Here is a 20809-nt window from a genome sequence, read left to right on the forward strand (position 1 = left end):
TAACAAGAATCTTGATAAATCTGTACATTAATCCGTCTTAAAAAGACAAATTAAATTATTATTAATCTACTATTATATAGATAATTAGATGATATTTAACTGTAAAAACCTACAGTAAATAATATAAGTGAATAGAAAATTAAACTAAAGAAGGTGGTGGTCTCGAAAGGAGTTTTCTTAGTTTTTTGTTTTTAGAAAGAGAAAAATTGTAGTTAACTATTTCTTCTTTCTGTAATGTAAAAGTGGTAATACTTATATCAAAATCAATTGAATTTGGTACAAGTGTAGGTGTTAAATTATGATCTATAGAACTGTCGCAAATAGCACAATATATTGCATTCTCACTTTCATCAGAATGCGACAAACTATGCACACCAGCCATTTTCATAGAAAGAAAAAGCGCTAGTAATAGATAGGTAATGCTATTTTTTACAATACTTAGTTTCATTATTTGTATAAACTAAAACCCCAAAATTATTCAGAGGTTTTCATTTCAAATTTGTTTTAAATCTTAATAATTTCCAATTTAAATAATGTGCATAAGAAACAATAAAAGCTCCTAAAACGGTATTTAATATTTCAAATATTTCTGACAGATTTAATCTACCTGCGGCAATTAAAAGAAAACCTAAAAAAGCAATTACAAGTGGTTTACTATTTCTGTGCACCTTTTTATAGCTTGGCAATAAAGAAATGATTACAAAAACAAGTCCGAAAAAAATAAATGCCCATTCAATAAATTTATTTCCTAGAAAATGTAAACTACTTAAAGATGAAAGTGAAAGTAACAACGGTATTGTTGCACAATGTACAGCACAAATTAATGAGCTAAAAAGTGCTACAATATCAATAGTGTTATTATTAATTTTCATCTTATTAATTTCCGTTAAATAAATTAAATTAGTAAAACCTTTAATTAAAGCAATTCTGTCGCGTTAATAAGGTTGCAAACATATTATATTTTTTATAATATTGCAATAGAATCGCAATAATTATTGCAAATACATCGCATTAATATGAAAAGAAGAAGTACACCTACTAAACAAGCTGTTTTAGAAGTAATTACAAGAACAGGCAAAGCGATGAGTCAAGATGCTATTGAGAAAAAAATTGATATCGATATCAATAGAGCAACTATTTACCGAGTTTTAAATCGTTTTTGCGATGACGGAGTGTTACATAAAGTAGTTGCTGAAGATGGCAAACAGTATTTTGCATTGTGTAAAGAGTGTGAATCTGAAAAAAAAGAAATACACCATTTTCACTTTAGATGTGTAAACTGCGAAACGATAGAGTGTTTACCAGATGAAGTAAACTTTACTGTTCCTAAAGATTACCAATTACAAAATGCCAATTGTGTTTTAACAGGAATTTGCAAAGAATGTGCATAAAATTACAGTTTATTATAACACAAAAAAGCCTCAATATTCTAACGAAAATTGAGGCTTTTTAGATTTATTAAAAAATATTTTATTTCTTTATCTCAAGTAAAACAATGTCAAATTCAGATTCTATTGAAATCATTCCTTGTTTTACATCTACAGATTTTTTTGAATAAAAATCATGAATTTTATCGCCGTTTTCAAAAACAGATGCTACATTTATTACTTTCTGACCTTTCGGTAAATTTATTCCGGCAATAATTTTATCATCATTTCTAATTCTAGAAAAAATCAAACCATTTTTATCACTAATTAATTGATGTCTACCTGCCCCTACTGCCATATGATTCGCTCTAAACTGACCTAATTTTTGCCAATGGGTCATTATTTTTTTAGTCTCTTCATCTTGCTCAATATCATCCCAATTCATAAAAGAACGTAAAGTTGCATCACCAATGGTACCTTCTATTGTTAAATCTCTTGCAGATTCATCACCGTAATAAACTTGCGAAGTTCCTGGGGTTAACATTAACATTGTTGCCGTTTTATATGGTAGTTTTCTTTCTTTATCGAAAGGTTGTCCATCATCATGAGAAGTTAAATAATTTAAAATTCCGTAATCTTTTAATCCATTATTTAAAATTGAATCATATTTACTAAAAACATCCTTTGCAGCCATTTGCTTAGCGTTCCATTTAATTTCAAAATTTATCAAACTATTAAAAGCTTTGTCAAAATAGTTTACTTTTTTATCACCAAAATTAAATGCCTTTTCTGCAGAAATACCATAATTATACACCTCTCCAACCAAATAGAAATTAGTATTATCTAACACTTTATCTGAATTATTTTTTTTAAACTCTTCGAAAGCGAAATCACATTCTTTTTTAAACTCTTGCCAAACAAATTCTTCTGTATGCTTTACTGTATCAACTCTATAACCATCAATTCCAAATTCTGTTATATAATCTGTTAACCATTTCATGATATAAAAACGCGGCGCTCTTGGGTGTCCTGTTCTTTCAAAAAAAGCGTCTAGTTCTTTCAGTTCTTCTTCATACCTGCTTTCTGCTTTCCATTTTGCAACCAATTGTGGTGGTAACTCTACATTTTTATTACTTTCAGTTTTAATATCTGGTAAATTTTTAACCAATGTACAAGTAATTGTATTTTCATAATTACTATATTGACACTGTGGATCTGTTCTTACCCAATCTGATGGCCATACAGCATCTTTATCTGTAACAGGACCTGTGTGATTAATTACCGCATCTAATAATATTCTAATCCCGTTTTTATGAGCAACTGCAATCAATTCTCTTAAATCTTCTTTGGTTCCGTAATTTGGATCTATTTTAGTCCAATCTTTTGCCCAATACCCATGAAAACCGTAAGAAACACCAGTACCTTCATCTGTTGCACCATGAATTTGCTCTACAATTGGCGTCATCCAAATTGCATTGATTCCTAATTTTGTAAAATACCCTTCTTCTATCTTTTCAGTAATTCCTTTAATATCTCCACCTTCAAAACCTCTTAAAATTCCTGTTTCTTTTGTTCTATCAAAATTGATATCATTTTCTAAATTTCCATTATTAAAACGATCTGTTAAAAGAAAGTAAATATTTGCTCCTTCCCAAGCAAACTCTTTTTTTGTAATTTCTTTATTTGATTTAAATTCTGATGATTTTTCTTTACAACTAAAAATAGTTGCTATTATAAATAAGAAAAGTATATTTTTCATTTTTAAATATTATTGTAGTTGTAGAATAAATGACTCTAATGGTGCTATTTTAATTTTTACTATACCTGATAAATTATCTACTGTTAAGTTGAAATTTTTAGCATTATACAAAACGTCTTTTAATAGATAATCTTCATTTTTAAGATTCCATTTTTTTATAATTTCTGATGGAATTTTTAATTCAAACTCATAAGTTTCTTTATCATTAAAATTTGAAACTATAATTAACTTTTGGTTTTCAGACCAACGTACAAAAGATAAAACTTTATGATTGTAATTCTGGGTATTTTCTCTGTTATAATGATGTATATCTTTATAATCGCCCATTAAAGCATCACTTTTTACAGCAAAATTTAATAAACGTTTGTAAAAATCTCTTAAAGCTAATTCTTCTTTTGTAGATTTCCCTCCATCAAACTGCTTACCATTTACCCACCTTTGTAAAGATGGCACACCTATATAATCAAAAATAGAAGTTCTAGAAGGTGTTCCAAAGCCTGCGTTTTCAGAACCGTCTTCACCTAATTCTTGTCCGAAATAAACCATAGTTGGTGCAGTAGAAATAGTTGTAGAAACCACCATGGCAGGTTTTCCTTTCGTAGCATTTCCTGCAAATTCTGGACTCGCAATTCTTTGTTCGTCATGATTTTCTAAGAAATGTAACATATTGTGCTCTATATCTTTTAAATCTTCTAGAATTGACGGTATATTATCCGTTAAACCATGACCTTGCATTACATGTTTAATTGTATCATATAATTGCACTTTATCATACAAATAATCCATTTTACCTTTTTTAATATAATCTCTATACATTTTTGGGTTGTATACTTCTGCAAGTAAAAAAGCATTCGGATTTTTCATTTTAATTGCAGAATTCATAAAACTCCAAAATTCTACTGGTACCATTTCTGCCATATCATATCTAAAACCATCAACACCTTTTGCAGTCCAATACAAAGCAATATCTCTAAATTTTATCCAAGAATTTGGTACTTTTTTATCCTGCCAAAACTTAAAATGTTTTTTGTAATCTTCATTATCGAAACCCTCTGGTAATTCGTCAAAATCTTTTTTTCCTTCTGGCGTAATACCATAATTTACTTTTACTGTTTCATACCAATCATAAAAACTAGGTTTTACAGATCTCGATCCATTTCCTGTCCATTTAGCAGGGTTTTCTTCAAATTTTTTATCAGATAAAACATTATTTTCGCCTCCTAAAGGTTTGTAATCATTTAAAAAATCCGGAACTTCAAATGCTTTATTTGGCGTGTAATAAAAATTATTATCTACGTGATATACTACAGAAGTATCATCATCTGCGCCAAAATCTTTTGTTCCTTTTGGGTTTGTTAAACTTTGATAGTTTCTAGCTACATGATTTGGTACAATATCTATAATTACTTTTAAACCATTTTTATGAGATCTATCAATTAAAGCTTCAAATTCTTCTAATCGATTTGCTACATTTTCTGCTAAATCTGGATTTACATTATAGTAATCTTTTACTGCATAAGGAGAACCTGCTCTACCTTTTACTACATCTGGATCATCATTCGAAATTCCGAATGCTGTGTAATCTCTTATAACATCATGATGCGGCACACCTGTATACCAAATATGTGTAATTCCTAAATCTTTAATTTCTTTTAATGCTTTATCTGTAAAGTCGTTAAACTTACCTACGCCATTTTCTTCTATTGTTCCCCAAGGTTTATTCGTTGTATTTGTGTTACCAAATAATCTTGTAAATACTTGATATACAACCACCTTTTTTTTACTCGACACAAATTTTTCTTTTATTTCTGATTTTTTTTCTGATGTACAACCTATCATTATTACTAGAACTAAGGTTGCTATAATACTATTTATTCCTTTCATTTTTAATTTTAATTTAATGAAATTTTAATTTTCAATTCTTTATTTGTAGACCAAGTTACCGGAATTATTAGTGTTTTATCTACCGTGGAAATTCGCTTTCTTTTTCCGTTTACTTTGATTTTTTTAGGATTGAAATTGATATTGTGTATAATTAATTGAATTTCTTTTTTCTTCGGATTCCAATTTTCACCAGAAACAGCATCAAACTCTATTTCTAAATATTGTTTTGAAAAGTTAGCATCAAACTCTAAAATTTCATACGCTCCTTTTTCAAAAGCGTCTGCTGTTTCACCATCATCATTGTAAAAAGTTCTTTTTGTTGCTTGTTTTGTTTCATTAAAATAGTAATGAAGTTGCAATTTATCCGAATTATAATAGTCTGTACTTTGCACAACATCAGACATTAAAATAAATGCGCCTTCTCTTACATAAGTTGGTATTGAGTTTTCTTTTACATTAACCAATTTAAATTGCCCACCTTCTATTTTTTCATTGGTATAAAAATCTATCCAATTGGCAGTTCTAGGAAAAAAAACTTGTTTCGTAATCACCGAATCTTTTAAAATAGGTGTTATTAAAAAATCTTTTCCCCATAAATAAGTAGATGAATTTGTAATTAACTCTGGCGTATCTTCTTCAAAAAAAACAGGTCGCATTAGCGGAGTTCCTTGTTGATTATTTTGAAAAGCCAAATTATAATTATAGGGTAATAGTTTATATCTTAATTCTATAGATTCTTTTGCTAACTGCATTGTTTCTACAGTTCTATAAATAGGTTCGCTTGCAACTTCTTCTTGAGCATGTGGTCTAAATATTGGCTGAAAAACACCATATTGCAACCAACGAGTATATAAGTTATCGTCTAAATTTGCTCCGGCAAAACCACCTAAATCAGAATGCATATAACCAAAACCTTGCATTCCCATTTGCAATGCAATTTCTGGTTGACTTTGTAATCCGCCCCAAGTTCTATTTACATCACCAGACCAAGGAATCATACCAAAACGCTGAGAACCAGCAGCACCAGCACGCATTAAAATAAATGGTCTTTCGTTTGGAAATTCTTTCTGATAACCTTCAAAAATTAATTTAGCCCAATCATGACCATAAATATTATGAATTTCATCTGCTTTTTTAGCGCCAAAATTCACCCAATACGGTAACACTTCTGGCTCACCTAAATCTCCCCAAAGTCCTTTTACACCAATATTTAATAGATCTTTATAAATATTCCAAAACCAATCTTTCCCTTCTTTTTTATAGATATTTACAATACCCGTATTTCCGAAGTAAAAATCGTATTTCGCTGGCTTTTGCACAGAATCTGTGGCTAAAACTCCTTTCTTAGCAGCTTCTTGCCATTTAGACGAATTTGATAAAACAAAAGGTTCTGTTATTAATACTGTTTTTACTCCTTTATTTTTTAACCTAGAAATCATTCCTTTCATATCAGGAAAAGAATCTTTATCAACTTCTAAATTACCCATTGTGCCTTGTATTGTTTTACCAAACCAATACAAATCTAAAATAACAGCATCTACAGGAATTGCTTCCTCTTTAAATTTAGCTATCGTTTTTTCTGTTTCTTGCTGCGAATGATAACCAAATCTACTAGAAAAATTTCCTAAAACCCATCTTGCTGGTAAAGGTTGTTTACCTGTTAATTGTGTATAATTTTCTATTAAATTTCCCCAAGAATTACCCACAATTACTTGGTAAGTTTTACGACCAGAAATAGTTTCGTAAATTAAAGAATTGTCTTTTTTACTGTCTAAATCTAAATATCCAATTGGTGCATTGTCAAAATGAAGTATGTATTTCTTAGATGAAATTACCAACGGTAAAGTAAAATTCATTAGTGGTGCTTTTGTTTCATAACCGTATTGCGCTCTATTGTATAAAGCTAATCGATTGCCTCTTCTATTCATACCCAAAGCTCTAGAACCTCCACCAAATAAAACTTCGTCTTTTGTTAAATTAAATTCAATTTTTTCTGTAAAATCATATTTAATATTTCCTTTTACAATTTCTAAAGGAGTATGTTTAGATTTATAATATCCTTGTTTTTCTGATGTAACAACCTCACCGTTAAATCTATATTCAATCTGAAAAGGATTATGATTTATATGTACAGAAATTCCATCCGTAGAAAAAACACTTTTATCTTGAGAAATTACAGGTGAAATTTTAATGTTTTTAGCTTTTAAAATAACTGCATGCGATTTTTTTGTATAAGTTTCTCCTTTCGGAATAAAAGATGTTTCTACAATTTTATCAGAATAAAATTCTATATAATATGTACCATCGTTTACATAGACCTCTACCCTGTTGCTAGTTTGGTTAACATTTTTAAAAATTCTACTAGAATTTTGAGAAAATGAAGAAATTGATAAAAAAAGTAATAAAATAAATAGCTTAAGTGTTTTCATATTTTTTTAAACAACTAAATTATAATGAGAGTATTTATTATTTTTTCAATAGAAAAGTCAACGGAATGTCAATTCTATTTTGCCATGAAACTTCGGAATGGTCTGTTCCTTCGAAAAATAAATTTCTATAATTTGATTCTGTATAACCATTTTTCGTGAAAATAGTATCTACTTTAGGCGCATATTGTGGATAATACTGATCTAAAGTTTTATTACCATAATCAAAATATATCTTATGTGTTTTTGCATCTGGAACGTTTTTTTCTAAGTAAGAAAAAATGGCATTTGGTAGCGGATTACTTTCGTTTGGCAAACCACCAACCCAATGTGTAGAAATACATGCAGCACCTTCAAAAATAGCTGGATACTGAGTAATTGCATACATAGACATTAAACCGCCCATAGAAGAACCCGCTACAAAAGTATTTTCTTTATTTGTATAAACAGCATAAGTTGCGTCTATGTATGGTTTTAAATCTTTAACTAGAAATTGTAAATATTCGTCTCCTGTTAAATCTTTCAAATCAACAGCACTATTCGAGAAACTTTTTAAAGTTTCTAACTCTTCTGCAGACAAAAAATTCATAGCTTTTTCTGGAAATAAATTTAGCCATCTTATTTTAGGAATGTTATGAATACCAACTACTATAAAATCTTTGGTAACACCTTCTTTCATTAATTTAGATGCAACTTCATCGATTTTCCATTCCTGTTTATTCCAAGTAGACGTTTCATCGAATAACATTTGACCATCGTGCATGTATAAAACTGCATATTTTTTTTCATCAGAGTAATTTTCGGGTAACCAAACATCAACAGGTCTTGGTGTAATGTGTTTTGTAGGAAAAGAATCAATTCTCATTAATTTTCCTGCGGATAATTTCACAGATTTTAAGACTCTAGCATTTATTGTAGGCTTCTGTACACGCCCTTTAACTATTTCTTGTTTTGTTTGCTTACAAGAAAATAGCATCATAATCGAGAATAATATTGATAAATTTTTCATGTTTATTTATTTTTTAAATAATTATTCATACAATTTCATGATAAAATTGAAATTGTTAACATAAACAATGCTAAAATTAATTTTTAGAAGTTAAAATTGTAATTCCTTTTGCTGAAAGTTCTATAACATCATTCCACAAAAATTCTTCCCCAGTAATTAAGTTTTTAAACTTCTTGCCTTCTAAACCAACTTCTTTAAATCGGTTTAAATCTATAGAAATCGATTTTTCATTTTTATTGATGATATGAACTACAACTTCATCTTTATAAATTCTGAATAAAAAATAAGTTCCTTTAAATGGTGCAAAATGTAAAGTTTTACCTTGTTTAATTGCATCACTATTTTTACGATAATTTAAAATAGTTTTTACAAAATCTTGCATTGATTTTTGGTCTTCTGATAAACCTTCTTTTGTAAAAGCATTTATTACATCGTCTTTAAAACCTCCAGGAAAATCGGTTCTTATTAAACCATGGTCTCCGGGATTTTCGGTATCATTCATTAAAATTTCTGTACCGTAATATATTTGCGGAATTCTAGGTAACATTAACATATAACTTAATGCCATTTTTGCTTTTACAGCATCTTCTTTTACTTCGGTAAACAACCTACTTTTATCATGATTGTCTAAAAACACCATAATGTCTTTTGGTGAAGCATAATAAAAATCATTAGCTAAACCTTCGTATAATTTTACCAAACCTTTATCCCAAGATTCTTCTTCGTTAATACCTTCAATAATGGCTTTTTGCATCGGAAAATCCATCGTAGATTTTAAATTAGACTCATAACCATCTTTGTTTTTTGCGCCTTTTTGCCAATAACCTACCAATAAAGGATTGTAACTCCATTCTTCTCCAACAATTGAGAAATTAGGATATTCATGCATAATGGCACCAGCCCAGTCAGACATAAATTGTTTATCAGGATAAGGATAAGTGTCTTGTCTAATTCCGCCTAAACCTAACGTTTCAATCCACCAAATACTATTCTGAATAATATATTTTGCTAAATAAGGATTCTTCTGATTTAAATCTGGCATTGTAGAAACAAACCAACCTTCATTATTTCCTTTTCTATCACTTTTTGATGCATAAGAATCTTGATTTGTAGTTCTTCTATGATTAGAATTTATGTTGGTTTTATTATTCCAGTTTTCGATATTGTCTTCGTAATTCTTTTGATTATTTACCCAATCTTCAAAAGGTAAATCTTTCATCCACCAATGTTCTAATCCGCAATGATTTGCAACCTGATCCATTATCAATTTCATACCTCTTTTTCTTAATTCATCTGCTAAATTTTTATAGTCAGATAAATTACCAAAACGAGGATCTACTTTATAATAATCTGTAATTGCATATCCGTGGTAAGAACCATTGTACATATTATTTTCTAAAACCGGTGTTGGCCAAACCGAGGTAAAACCTAAGTTTTCTATATAATCTAAATGTTTTGTTATTCCTTGTATATCACCACCATGACGCTTGTAACCATGCGATCTATCAATAGTAGTTTCATGTAAATTTTTGTTGATATCATTAGATACATCTGCATTCGCAAAACGATCTGGAGTAATTAAATAAATAGCATCAGAATTATTAAAACCTACAAAATCTTCTGCAGCTTTTACTCGAGATTTTAACTCGTAAGTATGTGTTTTTTTAGATCCGTTCTCAAAATTAAAAACAATGTCAAATTTACCAGGTTTTGTGTTTTTATCAACATCTAAGTCAATAAAAAGGTAATTTTTACTTTTTGCTTTGTTTACTTTCTTAATTGTAACGCCCGCATAAGAAATTGTTGGTGTAGCATTACCAATATTTTCTTCTTTTACTAATAATTGTAATGATGTATTTTTAAAATCTATAAACCAATTTGGTGGTTCTACTCTTTCTAAAAATGTATTAGAAAATGAAACCTCAGAAACATTTTTAGATGATTCTGATGTATTACAAGATTGTAAAGCAACTAAAATTGCAACTAAAAAAATGTTTCTGATAAGTTTCATGAACTACTAATTTAAACTGTTAATAAGCTGTTTGGAGAAACAACTACTTTTTCTCCGTTAACTAAAATGTTTATTTCTTGTTTTCCGTTTAACTCAAAACTTGTTCCGTCTTGAGAAACATTAACTGTAATTACTTGATTTCTAAAGTTTACTTTAAAAGAGTAAGATTTCCATCCTTCTGGAATTCTAGGTGTAAACGAAAGTGTATTATTTACAATTCTCATTCCACCAAAACCTTCTACAATACTCATCCAAGTACCCGCCATAGAAGTAATGTGTAAACCTTCTTCTACTTCGTGATTGTAATCATCTAAATCTAATCTAGAGGTTCTTAAGTAAAATTCGTAAGCCTGTTCCATTCTACCTAATTTTGCAGCCTGAATACTGTGTACACAAGGTGATAAAGAACTTTCATGAACTGTAAATGGCTCGTAAAAATCGAAATGACGCTCTAATTCTTCCGTAGAAAATTGATCTTCGAACATATAAAAACCTTGTAAAGTATCGGCTTGCTTTATGTACGGAGAACGTAAAATTCTATCCCAACTCCATTTTTGGTTAATTGGTCTTTGACTTTTATCTAAATCTGCAACAGTAATTAATTCTTTATCTAAGAATCCATCTTGTTGCAAGTACACATTATGCTTTTCTGAAAAAGGAAAATACATGTTGTCTGCAACATTTTTCCAAGAAGCTAATTCTTCTTCCGTAAAGTTTACTTTTTCTTTAATTCTGATGTAATCTGAAATATGATCATTTTTAACAATATCAATATTTTCTAAAGCATACTCAATACACCATTTTGCAATATAATTTGTATAAAAATTATTGTTAATGTTGTTTTCATATTCATTAGGACCAGTTACACCTAACATTACAAACTTTTCTTTATCTGCAGAGAAATTTACTCTTTGATGCCAAAAACGTGCAATTCCTATTAAAACTTCCAATCCTTTTTCTGGAATGTAAGAGTAATCTTCCGTAAAACGGAAGTAATTAAAAATAGCAAATGCAATGGCACCATTTCTATGAATTTCTTCGAAGGTAATTTCCCATTCATTATGGCATTCTTCTCCGTTCATTGTTACCATTGGGTACAATGCTGCTCCGTTTTTAAAACCTAATTTAGCTGCATTTTCAATAGCTTTTTCTAAATGCTCATATCTATATTCTAGCAAAGTTCTTGCTACAGATTGATCTTTAGTTGCCATGTAAAAAGGAATACAATATGCTTCGGTATCCCAATACGTACTTCCTCCATATTTTTCTCCAGTAAATCCTTTAGGTCCAATATTTAAAGAAGCGTCTGTACCTAAATACGTTTGGTTTAATTGAAAAATATTAAAACGAATTCCTTGTTGTGCTTTTACATCACCTTCAATGGTAATATCAGACATTTTCCAGATTTGTGCCCAAGACTGAATTTGCATTTCTAACAATGCATCAAAACCAAAACTTACGGCTTTATCTAGTGCTTCTTTAGCGGCACTTAATAAAGCTTCTTTTTTATGATTTCTGTCTACAACATAACCACCAAATTTATGAATTGTATACGTTTCATTCTGTTTTACCTCTTGTGTATAGCTACAAGAAGCTGTTTTATCTGTTTTTGCATTTTCACAATCTGCAGAAACCTCATTGCTATTTACAAACAAACGAGACTGCATAAATGTGCATGTATAAAAATGCGTTTTCATGGTTCTAGCCTCTACAAAAGATTGCTGATTATTTTGAGAAACTTTTAAAACATCCCAAAATTGATCATCCCAATTGGTATCTTCATTTGTAATACCTGCATCTAAATAAGGTGTAAAAGTAATTTTTGCATCCGTATTTATTGGTGTTACACTATAACTTATTGCTCCAACTTCATCTAACTCTAAGCTTAGAAAACGTTTTGTATCTACTTTAATTTTTACATCGTTTTGTAAAACTGCTTCAAAACTTCTAGACAACCAACCCTCTTTCATGTTTAGTTCTCTTTTAAATTTTGAAACTTCTTTACACGTATGCAAATCTAATTTCTCGTTATTTACAAGAACGTTTATACCAATCCAATTTGGTGCGTTTAAAACTTTTGCAAAATATTCTGGATATCCGTTTTTCCACCAACCAACTCTGGTTTTATCAGGATAGTAAACACCTGCAATATAACTTCCTTGAAATGTACTTCCTGTATATTCTTCTTCAAAATTAGCTCTTTGTCCCATGGCACCGTTACCAATGCTAAACAAACTTTCTGAAGATTTTACCTTTTGAGCGTCAAATCCTTCTTCTAGAATAGACCATTCATTTGGTTGTATATAATCTTGATTCATTTTTTTTTCTTTTAAGAGAAAAGAATAGAGAAAAAATAAAATTTTCTTATTTCTATCTTCTCCTTTCTTATTTTTCTAATAACTCTTTAATAAAATCGGTATTAATTTCTGTGAAGTCTACAAAATTAAATTGGGCTTCTGTTAAGACTTTATTGTCTCCAATACCAATACTTACCATATTTGCTGCGTTTGCAGCTTCTACACCAGCAACAGCGTCTTCAAAAACAACACAATTTTCTGGCAAAACATTTAATTGCTTTGCCGCCAAAAGAAACACTTCTGGATCTGGTTTTGCCTTTGTAACATTGTTACCGTCTACAATTGTATCGAAATAATGTAATAAACCAACTTTTTCTAAAATTGGTTGTGCATTTTTACTTGCAGAACCTAAAGCAATCGGAACATTATTTTCTTTTAAAAATTGTAAAATCTTAGGTACATCTGGTAATATTTCTGATGCATCCATATTTTTTATATACTCTAAATAATCTACATTCTTGTCTATCATCCAAGTATCAAACTCTTCTTTAGTTGCTTCTCTATTTCCTATTTCTAAAAGAATTTCTAAACAACGTTTTCTACTAACGCCTTTAAATAATTCGTTTTGTTCTTCAGTAAATTCAAAACCTAATTGGTTAGCTAGTTTTTTCCAAGCTAAGTAGTGATATTTGGCAGTGTCTACTATAACACCATCCAAATCGAAAATAAATCCTTTCTTATTCATTTTTTAATTGTTCTCTTGATATGTAATTGCATTTTTTTCTGTAATTAAAAAATTACTAAGTCCTGCAATAATTAAACTTAAACCTGCTACAATCATAGCATTAATAGTTTCTTCTCCTATTAAATTAGATACAAAGTTGATACCTCCTAAAGCTGCAATTATTTGCGGCATTACTATAAACATGTTAAAAATACCCATAAAGACACCCATTTTGTTAGGATTTACGGCACTAGATAACATTGCGTAAGGCATAGATAAAATACTACCCCAAGCAAAACCGATAAGAATAAATGAAACTGCTAAATACTCTGGTGAAGGAATAAAATACATTAGAATAAAACCTATTCCTCCTAAAATAAGAGAACCCATATGTATATATTTTCTATTGATTCTTCTTTTTCTAGTATATAATACAAGAATTAAAGCAAATGCCATAGAAGACAATCCGTAAATACCCATATAAGAACCTACCTCGTTAGAAGATTTCTGAAAAGCAGTATTTTCAACGTCAAAAGCAGCTTTTTGCTCTGGATTAGACATTACGTACTCTTTTTCTACAGGTGCAGGTGTTTTAAAAACATGTTCTGTTAAAGCAGGATTTGCCATAGACCACATAGTGAAAAAAGCAAACCAACTAAAAAACTGAACTACACCTAACTTTTTCATAATTGTAGGCATGTTTCCAATATTTTCTAAAATATCAGCAACAAATCTATTCTTTTGTGACTTTTCCTCTTCAAAAGCTTGCATGTCTTCTGGCGGATACTCTTTTGTAGTAAAAACTGTATATAAAATACTTAATAAAAATACTACTGCACCAATTGTAAAAGCAACCTTAACAGACATTGGCACAATACCAGAAGCCGCAGAATCGCTTACTCCTAATTGAGAAACCATCCAAGGCAAACTACTAGCAACCCAAGTACCAACACCAATAATAAGTGTTTGAATTACAAAACCATAAGACCTTTGAGAACTAGGTAATTTATCTGCGACTAAAGCCCTAAAAGGCTCCATAGAAATGTTAATAGAAGCATCTAAAATCCATAAAAAACCAGCTGCAACCCATAAAGTAGGAGAATGTGGCATTATAATTAACGCCAACGAACTTAGTATAGCACCAATTAAAAAATAAGGCCTTCTTCTACCCCATTTAGGGCTCCATGTTCTATCGCTCATGTAACCAATAATTGGTTGCACAATTAAACCTGTTAACGGAGCTGCAACCCAGAGAATGGGTATATCATCTATCTCTGCACCAAGTGTTTGAAATATTCGAGACATGAAACCACCCGTTAAGGCCATTCCAAATTGAATTCCAAGAAACCCAAAACTCATGTTCCAGATTTGCAAGAAACTTAATTTCTTTTTGTTCATTATCGTTATACTATAAAATTAATATTACGATAAGCATGTTAGACTTATCAATTATTATCATGTGTGGAATGTAATTTATTGATAAATCGTAATAATGCAACAAAAATAAGCTTAAATTATCAATTTGATAAAAAAAACTTTACAAATCTACGACGACGGTTTCGTAGATTCTCTTAGTTTCAAATCGCTAGAAATTACAATAGTTTTAGGACTATATTTTTCGCTTTCATTTTCTATTCTATTAATAAGTGCCTCTACTGCTTGCTTTCCCATTGTTAAACCGTGTTGAGCAATAGTAGTAATAGAAGGTGTAGAATATTCTGAAATAAGACCGTCTGTAAAACCAGTTACAGACAATTCTTCTGGTATTCGAATACTCTTTTCTTTAGCAATTCTTATAGATTTTGCTGCATAAATTTCATTTACTGCAAAAATTGCATCAATATTATGATCAAAAACAGGTCTTATTTGTTCTTTGATGTTTTCATTCTCATCAATCTCAATAATTAAGTTCTTGTCTATTGCTATTTTTCTTTCTAAAAGTGCTTTTTCATATCCTTTTCTTCTTAGTGTACCTACATTAACGTATTCTGGCGTTGTAATAATTGCTACTCTTTTACAACCTGTATTTAATAGATGCTTTGTTGCTTTATAGCCAGCTCCAAAATCGTCTACAACTACTTTATCACACTTAATATCATCTACTACTCTATCTAATAACACTAAAGGTATTTCTTCTGAAACCAAATCTTGAAAATGCTTAAATTCTTTATTTGCAAGAGTTTCATTAGCTATTGATACAATTAAACCATCTACACTACCGTTAGATAGTACTTTTAAGTTTTCTACTTCTTTAGTGTGAGATTCATCAGAAAAACAAACCATAATCCTATAACCTTTTTTATGCGCACCTTCTTCTATACCTTTAATAATAGTAGAGAAAAAGTGATGTACTATTTTAGGAAGTATAACGCCTATAAGTTTTGTTTTTTGATTTCTTAATTGTAATGCTAAATTATTAGGCTTATAATTGTAGAGATCTGCATAAGCTTGAATTTTTTCTTTTGTTTCTTTACTAATTTCGTGGCTGTCTTTTAACGCTTTAGAAACGGTTGAAGTAGAAACCCCTAATTCTTTAGCTATTGTTTTTATGGTAACTTTTTGCTTCATATTTTACAAAAATGCAATTTTTAATAGTCTTTTTTAATAATTTAATGATATTTTAAGTAAAGTTGTCAACACGAAACCGATTTCGTAACTTTTAAAATATTGTATTTGCGAATCTAACTTCTATATTTACAGAGTGGAATGTAAATTTATTGTTAATAACAAATTCAAAATATAGTTATTATTTAACAAATTATACATGAAAAACTTTAAATTATTGTTATTTGGTATTCTTTTAAGTACTTCTTTTACAATGTTTGCGCAACAAACTGTAAAAGGTATCGTAAAAGAAAAAACATCGGGTGATCCTTTACCAGGTGTAAGTGTGGTAGTAAAAGGTACTACTAAAGGAACAGAAACCGACTTTAACGGAAACTTTAAACTAGACAAAGTAACTACAGGAGCTATTCTTGTTTTTAGATATTTAGGTTATGCCGATAAAGAAATTACTATTGGAACGGAAGTAAACTTAACTGTTGAACTAACAGAATCTTCTGAACAATTAGATGAAATTATTGTTGTTGGTTATGGTACCACTACAATTAAAGATGCTACTGGCTCTGTAGAAGCTATTACTGCAAAAGAATTTACTAAAGGAAATATTGTAACTCCAGAAAACTTATTAAATGGTAGAGTTGCCGGTGTAAATATTACTACAAGTGGTGCTCCTGGTTCTGGATCTGAGATTACCATTCGTGGTGGTTCTTCTTTAAGTGCATCAAACGCACCTTTAATAGTTATTGATGGTTTACCAGTTACTAATAACGGTACTGCTGGTAGTAGAGGAATCCTTTCTAGTATTAATCCGGCAGACATCGAATCTTTTTCTGTACTTAAAGATGCTTCTGCAACTGCAATTTATGGTTCTAGAGCTTCTAATGGTGTAATTATTATTGTAACTAAAAAAGGAAAAAGTGTTTTTTCTTTAGATTATGATTACCAATATAGTGCTGGTGAGGTTTTAGATAGAATTAATGTATTTTCTGCAGACGAATTTAGAAACCTTGTTAATTCTCAACCAATTTCTGGTACAACTCTAGATACTAGCTTATTAGGTAATGCCAACACAAATTGGCAAGATGAAGTTTTACAAAACACAGTTTCTACACAACATAACATTACTGCTAAAGGATCTCTTTTTAATAAAATTCCTACAAGATTGTCTGTTGGATTTTCTGAGCAACAAGGTGGTATTATTACATCTGAGTTTGATAGAGCAAACGTTTCTTTAGCTATGAATCCTTCTTTCTTTGAAGATCATTTAAAAGTTTCTTTAAACTACAACAGAGCGTTTACAAACAGTAGATTTGCTGCAGGTGGTATTGGAGCTGCATTAAGATATGACCCAACACAACCTGTAAGAGCCGCAGGACCTTACGGTGGATTTTATCAACATTATACAGGCGGTAGTTCTGATTTTGTATTAGCAAATGGAGGTACAAACCCAGTTGCCAGCTTATTACAAAATAACAACACAGGTAAATCTTTTAGACAATATGGTAATTTAAATTTAGACTATAAATTCCATTTTTTACCAGAACTAAAATTTGTTGTAAACGTTGGTTTTGACAGAACAGAAGGAAGCTACATTTCTAACGGATCTGTTTTAGGACCAAGAAGTTTTAACACAGTAGTAGTTGGTAATAACTCTTATGGAAACCAAAATAGACATAATGAATTATTAGATTCTTATTTTAATTATACAAAAGAGTTTAATAACATAAAAGCAGATATTACCGCAGGTTATTCTTACCAAGAATTTACTGGAGACGGTTTTAACAGTGGTAACTTAAACGACCCTAATAGTAGTAGAGATACGTACGTAAATACACCAGAAGTACTAATTGGTTTTTTTGGTAGAGCAAACTTTACATTTTTAGAAAAATATTTACTTACACTATCTTACAGAAGAGATGGTACTTCTAAATTTAGTTCAGAAAACAGATGGGGTAATTTCCCAGCAGTTGCTGCAGCCTGGAGAATTAGTGACGAAGATTTCTTAAAAGATTCTGATGTAATTTCTAACTTAAAGTTAAGAGCAAGTTATGGTATTACTGGTCAGCAAGATATTAGCAACCCAGAGATTTACTTAACTACTTACCGTTTTGGTAATAGTAACTCGCAATTTTTATTTGATGGTAATGCAATTCAATCTACAATACCACAACCATTTAATCCAGATATTAAATGGGAAGAAACTACAACGTTAGAGTTTGGTTTAGATTATGGTTTATTTGACAATAAGGTTTCTGGTACGTTAGGCGTTTTTCAAAAAAACTCAAACGATTTATTATTTGATACTCCTATTGCAGATGGAACAAACTTTACCAATAACATTACAAGAAACATTGGTGAATTACAGATACAAGGTGTAGAATTCTCTTTAAATTCTGATGTAATTAAAACCGATGACATTGATTGGAACTTAAATTTTAATGCAACTTATATCGATAGAGAAATTACTTCTATTCCGTTAGGTAGAGATTTAAATGTAGGTTCTATTGCTGGTGGTACTGGTGCTACAATTCAAGTTCAAAGAGAAGGTTTTGCTCCTAATTCATTTTACGTTTATAAACAATTATATGATGCAAACGGTGCTCCTATTGAAGGTGCGTATGCAGATTTAACTGGAGATGGAATTGTAAACGCCGATGATAGATACATTAAAGACAATGGTCTTGCAGATGTAACTCTAGGGTTTCAATCTAACTTTAACTACAAAAACTTCGATTTATCTTTTAACTTAAGAGCAAGTATTGGTAATTACGCATACAACAACGTAAACTCTTCTACTGCACAATATGCTTTATTACAAGATCAGCAAGTATTAGGTAATATTCCTACTTCTGTTTTAGATTATAATTTTAGAAATACAGCAGATGTAATTTCTTCTGATATTTATCTAGAAAACGCTTCTTTCTTAAAAATGGATAATATTACTTTCGGGTACACAATCAATCCATTAATTAAAAAGTTCTCTGGAAACAGCATTCGTTTATGGGCAGGTGTTCAAAATGTCTTTACAGTTACAAATTATTCTGGTTTAGATCCAGAAATTTTTAACAATGGTATAGATAATTTAAACTTTCCAAGATCTAGAACTTTCTTATTAGGAGCTAATATTAAATTTTAATCAAATTAATTATGAAAACAAATTTAACAACATATAAAGTAATGATGTTGGTAACGATATTTTTCGTTTCATTTACATCATGTACTAAAGATTTAGATATTACTCCGCAAGATGATCAAACATTATTAGGAGAAGACTTTTTTGCTAATGAAACTGCTTACAAAGAATTATTAGCCGGTGTATATGCAAACTTATCTTTAACAGGTATTAATGGTCCAGAATCTTCTAATATAATTGGTCTAGATGCAGGTACGAGTCAATTTGGTAGAACACTTTTATACTTACAAACATTAGCTGCAGACCAAATTATTTGGTCTTATGAAAATGATGGAGGTGTTGCAGGAATTCAAAGAAATAACTGGACAGATCAAAATCCTTTAATTTTAGGAATGTTTAGTAGAACGCATGCAACAATTGCATTTGCTAATAATTTTTTAAGAGAAACAACTTCAGAAAAATTAGATAGTAGAAACGTATCTACAGCTGTAAGAGCAAATATTACTACTTACAGAGCAGAAGCTAGATTATTAAGAGCAATGGCTTATTACTATTTAATAGATTTATTTGGTCAAGCAAATTTTGTAACAGAAGAAGACCAAGTTAACTCTATACCTAAAGCAGCTAATAGAGCAGAGCTTTTTACTTATGTAGAAGCAGAATTAAAAGCTATAGAAGCAGATTTATTAGATGCTAAAACTAACGAACATGGTAGAGCAGATAAAGCTGTAGCTGCAATGATATTAGCCAAATTGTATTTAAATGCAGAAGTATATATTGGAGAAGCAAAATATGACGAGTGTGTTATAGAGCTTAACAAGATAATTGGTGCTGGTTATTCTTTAGCTCCAGATTATTTATTAAACTTTACTGCAGATAACGATACAAATGCTGCAACAAATGAAATTATTTTTCCTTTAGTTTCAGATGGTACAATTGTTCAAAATTACGGACCAACAACTGTTTTAGTAAATGGTTCTGTAGGAAGTTTAGAAGCTAACGGTGCAGCATTAGGTGTTGGCGCTGGTGGCTGGGGAGGCGCAATTAGATTAAGAAAACAATTTGTACAATTATTTGATGGTGGTGTTTTCTTACAAGACACAAGAAATAACATTATTTCTGGTTCTAGAAGTATCGATATTTTAGATATTTCTAATAAAGATCAAGGTTATGTAATCGAGAAATATTCTAACGCAAAATCTACTGGAGGTTTTGGTTCAGATCAAACTTTTGTTGACACAGATTTTCCTTTATTTAGATTAGCAGATGTATATTTAATGTATGCAGAAGCACATTTAAGAGGAGCTGCGAATACATCAGAAGTAAATGCACTTGCTTATGTAAATAATTTAAGAGTTAGAGCTAACAACCCCGAAACAATTACTTCGGCAGAGTTTGATTTAGATTTTATTTTAGATGAAAGAGCAAGAGAATTACACTTAGAAGCTCATAGAAGACAAGATTTAATTAGATTCGGTAAGTTTACTGGTGGTTCTTACAATTGGACATGGAAAGGTAACGGTACAAATGGTATTTCATTACCAAATCATTTAGACTTGTACCCTATTCCTTCAGCAAGTTTAGCAACAAGTCCAAACTTAAAACAAAACTTAGGTTACTAAAAACTAAAACATTTA

Annotated in this window: 14 protein-coding genes; 3 read left to right on the forward strand and 11 right to left on the reverse strand. The window is 30.2% G+C overall.

What is annotated here, in order from left to right; translation table 11 throughout:
* Window positions 1-139: 139 nt before the first annotated feature.
* Window positions 140-448 (reverse strand): hypothetical protein, encoded by a 309-nt coding sequence (locus tag ACYPV9_RS06715; protein ID WP_299059485.1) that lies wholly within the window; start codon window positions 446-448, stop codon window positions 140-142.
* A gap of 40 nt (window positions 449-488) precedes the next feature.
* The gene (locus ACYPV9_RS06720; RefSeq protein ID WP_459742505.1) at window positions 489-872 is read right to left on the reverse strand and encodes a MerC domain-containing protein; all 384 of its coding nucleotides are present in this window, start codon (window positions 870-872) and stop codon (window positions 489-491) included.
* 144 nt (window positions 873-1016) lie between these two features.
* Between ACYPV9_RS06720 and ACYPV9_RS06725 the strand changes: the two genes are divergently transcribed.
* On the forward strand, window positions 1017-1391 hold the full coding sequence (locus tag ACYPV9_RS06725; RefSeq protein ID WP_299059479.1) for a Fur family transcriptional regulator: 375 nt from the start codon (window positions 1017-1019) through the stop codon (window positions 1389-1391).
* Between the two features lie 79 nt (window positions 1392-1470).
* Here ACYPV9_RS06725 and ACYPV9_RS06730 read toward each other — a convergent pair whose 3' ends face one another.
* The 9 genes from ACYPV9_RS06730 to ACYPV9_RS06770 all read right to left on the reverse strand — a co-directional run bounded on the left by ACYPV9_RS06730 (window position 1471) and on the right by ACYPV9_RS06770 (window position 16045).
* A complete protein-coding gene (locus ACYPV9_RS06730; RefSeq protein ID WP_459742507.1) occupies window positions 1471-3126 on the reverse strand; it encodes an alpha-amylase family glycosyl hydrolase in 1656 nt (551 codons plus the stop codon).
* 9 nt (window positions 3127-3135) lie between these two features.
* Window positions 3136-5010, reverse strand: coding sequence for an alpha-amylase family glycosyl hydrolase (locus ACYPV9_RS06735; protein ID WP_459742509.1), 1875 nt, complete (start codon window positions 5008-5010; stop codon window positions 3136-3138).
* 8 nt (window positions 5011-5018) lie between these two features.
* Entirely contained in the window at window positions 5019-7439 is a 2421-nt protein-coding gene (locus tag ACYPV9_RS06740) for a glycoside hydrolase family 31 protein (protein WP_459742511.1), read from the reverse strand.
* 37 nt (window positions 7440-7476) lie between these two features.
* A complete protein-coding gene (locus ACYPV9_RS06745; RefSeq protein WP_459742513.1) occupies window positions 7477-8445 on the reverse strand; it encodes an alpha/beta hydrolase in 969 nt (322 codons plus the stop codon).
* A 76-nt stretch (window positions 8446-8521) separates the two neighbouring features.
* Window positions 8522-10456, reverse strand: a complete 1935-nt coding sequence (locus tag ACYPV9_RS06750; RefSeq protein ID WP_459742515.1) for a glycoside hydrolase family 13 protein — start codon at window positions 10454-10456, stop codon at window positions 8522-8524.
* An 11-nt stretch (window positions 10457-10467) separates the two neighbouring features.
* Window positions 10468-12774 carry a glycoside hydrolase family 65 protein gene (locus tag ACYPV9_RS06755; RefSeq protein WP_459742516.1) on the reverse strand — a complete coding sequence of 769 codons (2307 nt, stop codon included), beginning with the start codon at window positions 12772-12774 and terminating at the stop codon, window positions 10468-10470.
* 67 nt (window positions 12775-12841) lie between these two features.
* Window positions 12842-13498 (reverse strand): beta-phosphoglucomutase, encoded by a 657-nt coding sequence (gene pgmB, locus ACYPV9_RS06760; RefSeq protein ID WP_459742518.1) that lies wholly within the window; start codon window positions 13496-13498, stop codon window positions 12842-12844.
* Window positions 13499-13501: 3 nt separating this feature from the next.
* A complete protein-coding gene (locus ACYPV9_RS06765) occupies window positions 13502-14875 on the reverse strand; it encodes an MFS transporter (RefSeq protein ID WP_459742520.1) in 1374 nt (457 codons plus the stop codon).
* Window positions 14876-15022: 147 nt separating this feature from the next.
* A complete protein-coding gene (locus ACYPV9_RS06770) occupies window positions 15023-16045 on the reverse strand; it encodes a LacI family DNA-binding transcriptional regulator (RefSeq protein WP_299059451.1) in 1023 nt (340 codons plus the stop codon).
* 196 nt (window positions 16046-16241) lie between these two features.
* On the opposite strand from ACYPV9_RS06770, the gene ACYPV9_RS06775 reads away from it, so the two are divergent.
* Both ACYPV9_RS06775 and ACYPV9_RS06780 read left to right on the forward strand, forming a co-directional pair.
* Window positions 16242-19175: a SusC/RagA family TonB-linked outer membrane protein gene (locus ACYPV9_RS06775; protein WP_459742523.1), complete on the forward strand. Its 2934-nt coding sequence runs from the start codon at window positions 16242-16244 to the stop codon at window positions 19173-19175.
* A gap of 11 nt (window positions 19176-19186) precedes the next feature.
* Window positions 19187-20794: a RagB/SusD family nutrient uptake outer membrane protein gene (locus ACYPV9_RS06780; RefSeq protein ID WP_299059445.1), complete on the forward strand. Its 1608-nt coding sequence runs from the start codon at window positions 19187-19189 to the stop codon at window positions 20792-20794.
* The last annotated feature ends 15 nt before the right edge of the window (window positions 20795-20809 follow it).

The organism is Polaribacter sp. OB-PA-B3, assembly GCF_054589375.1.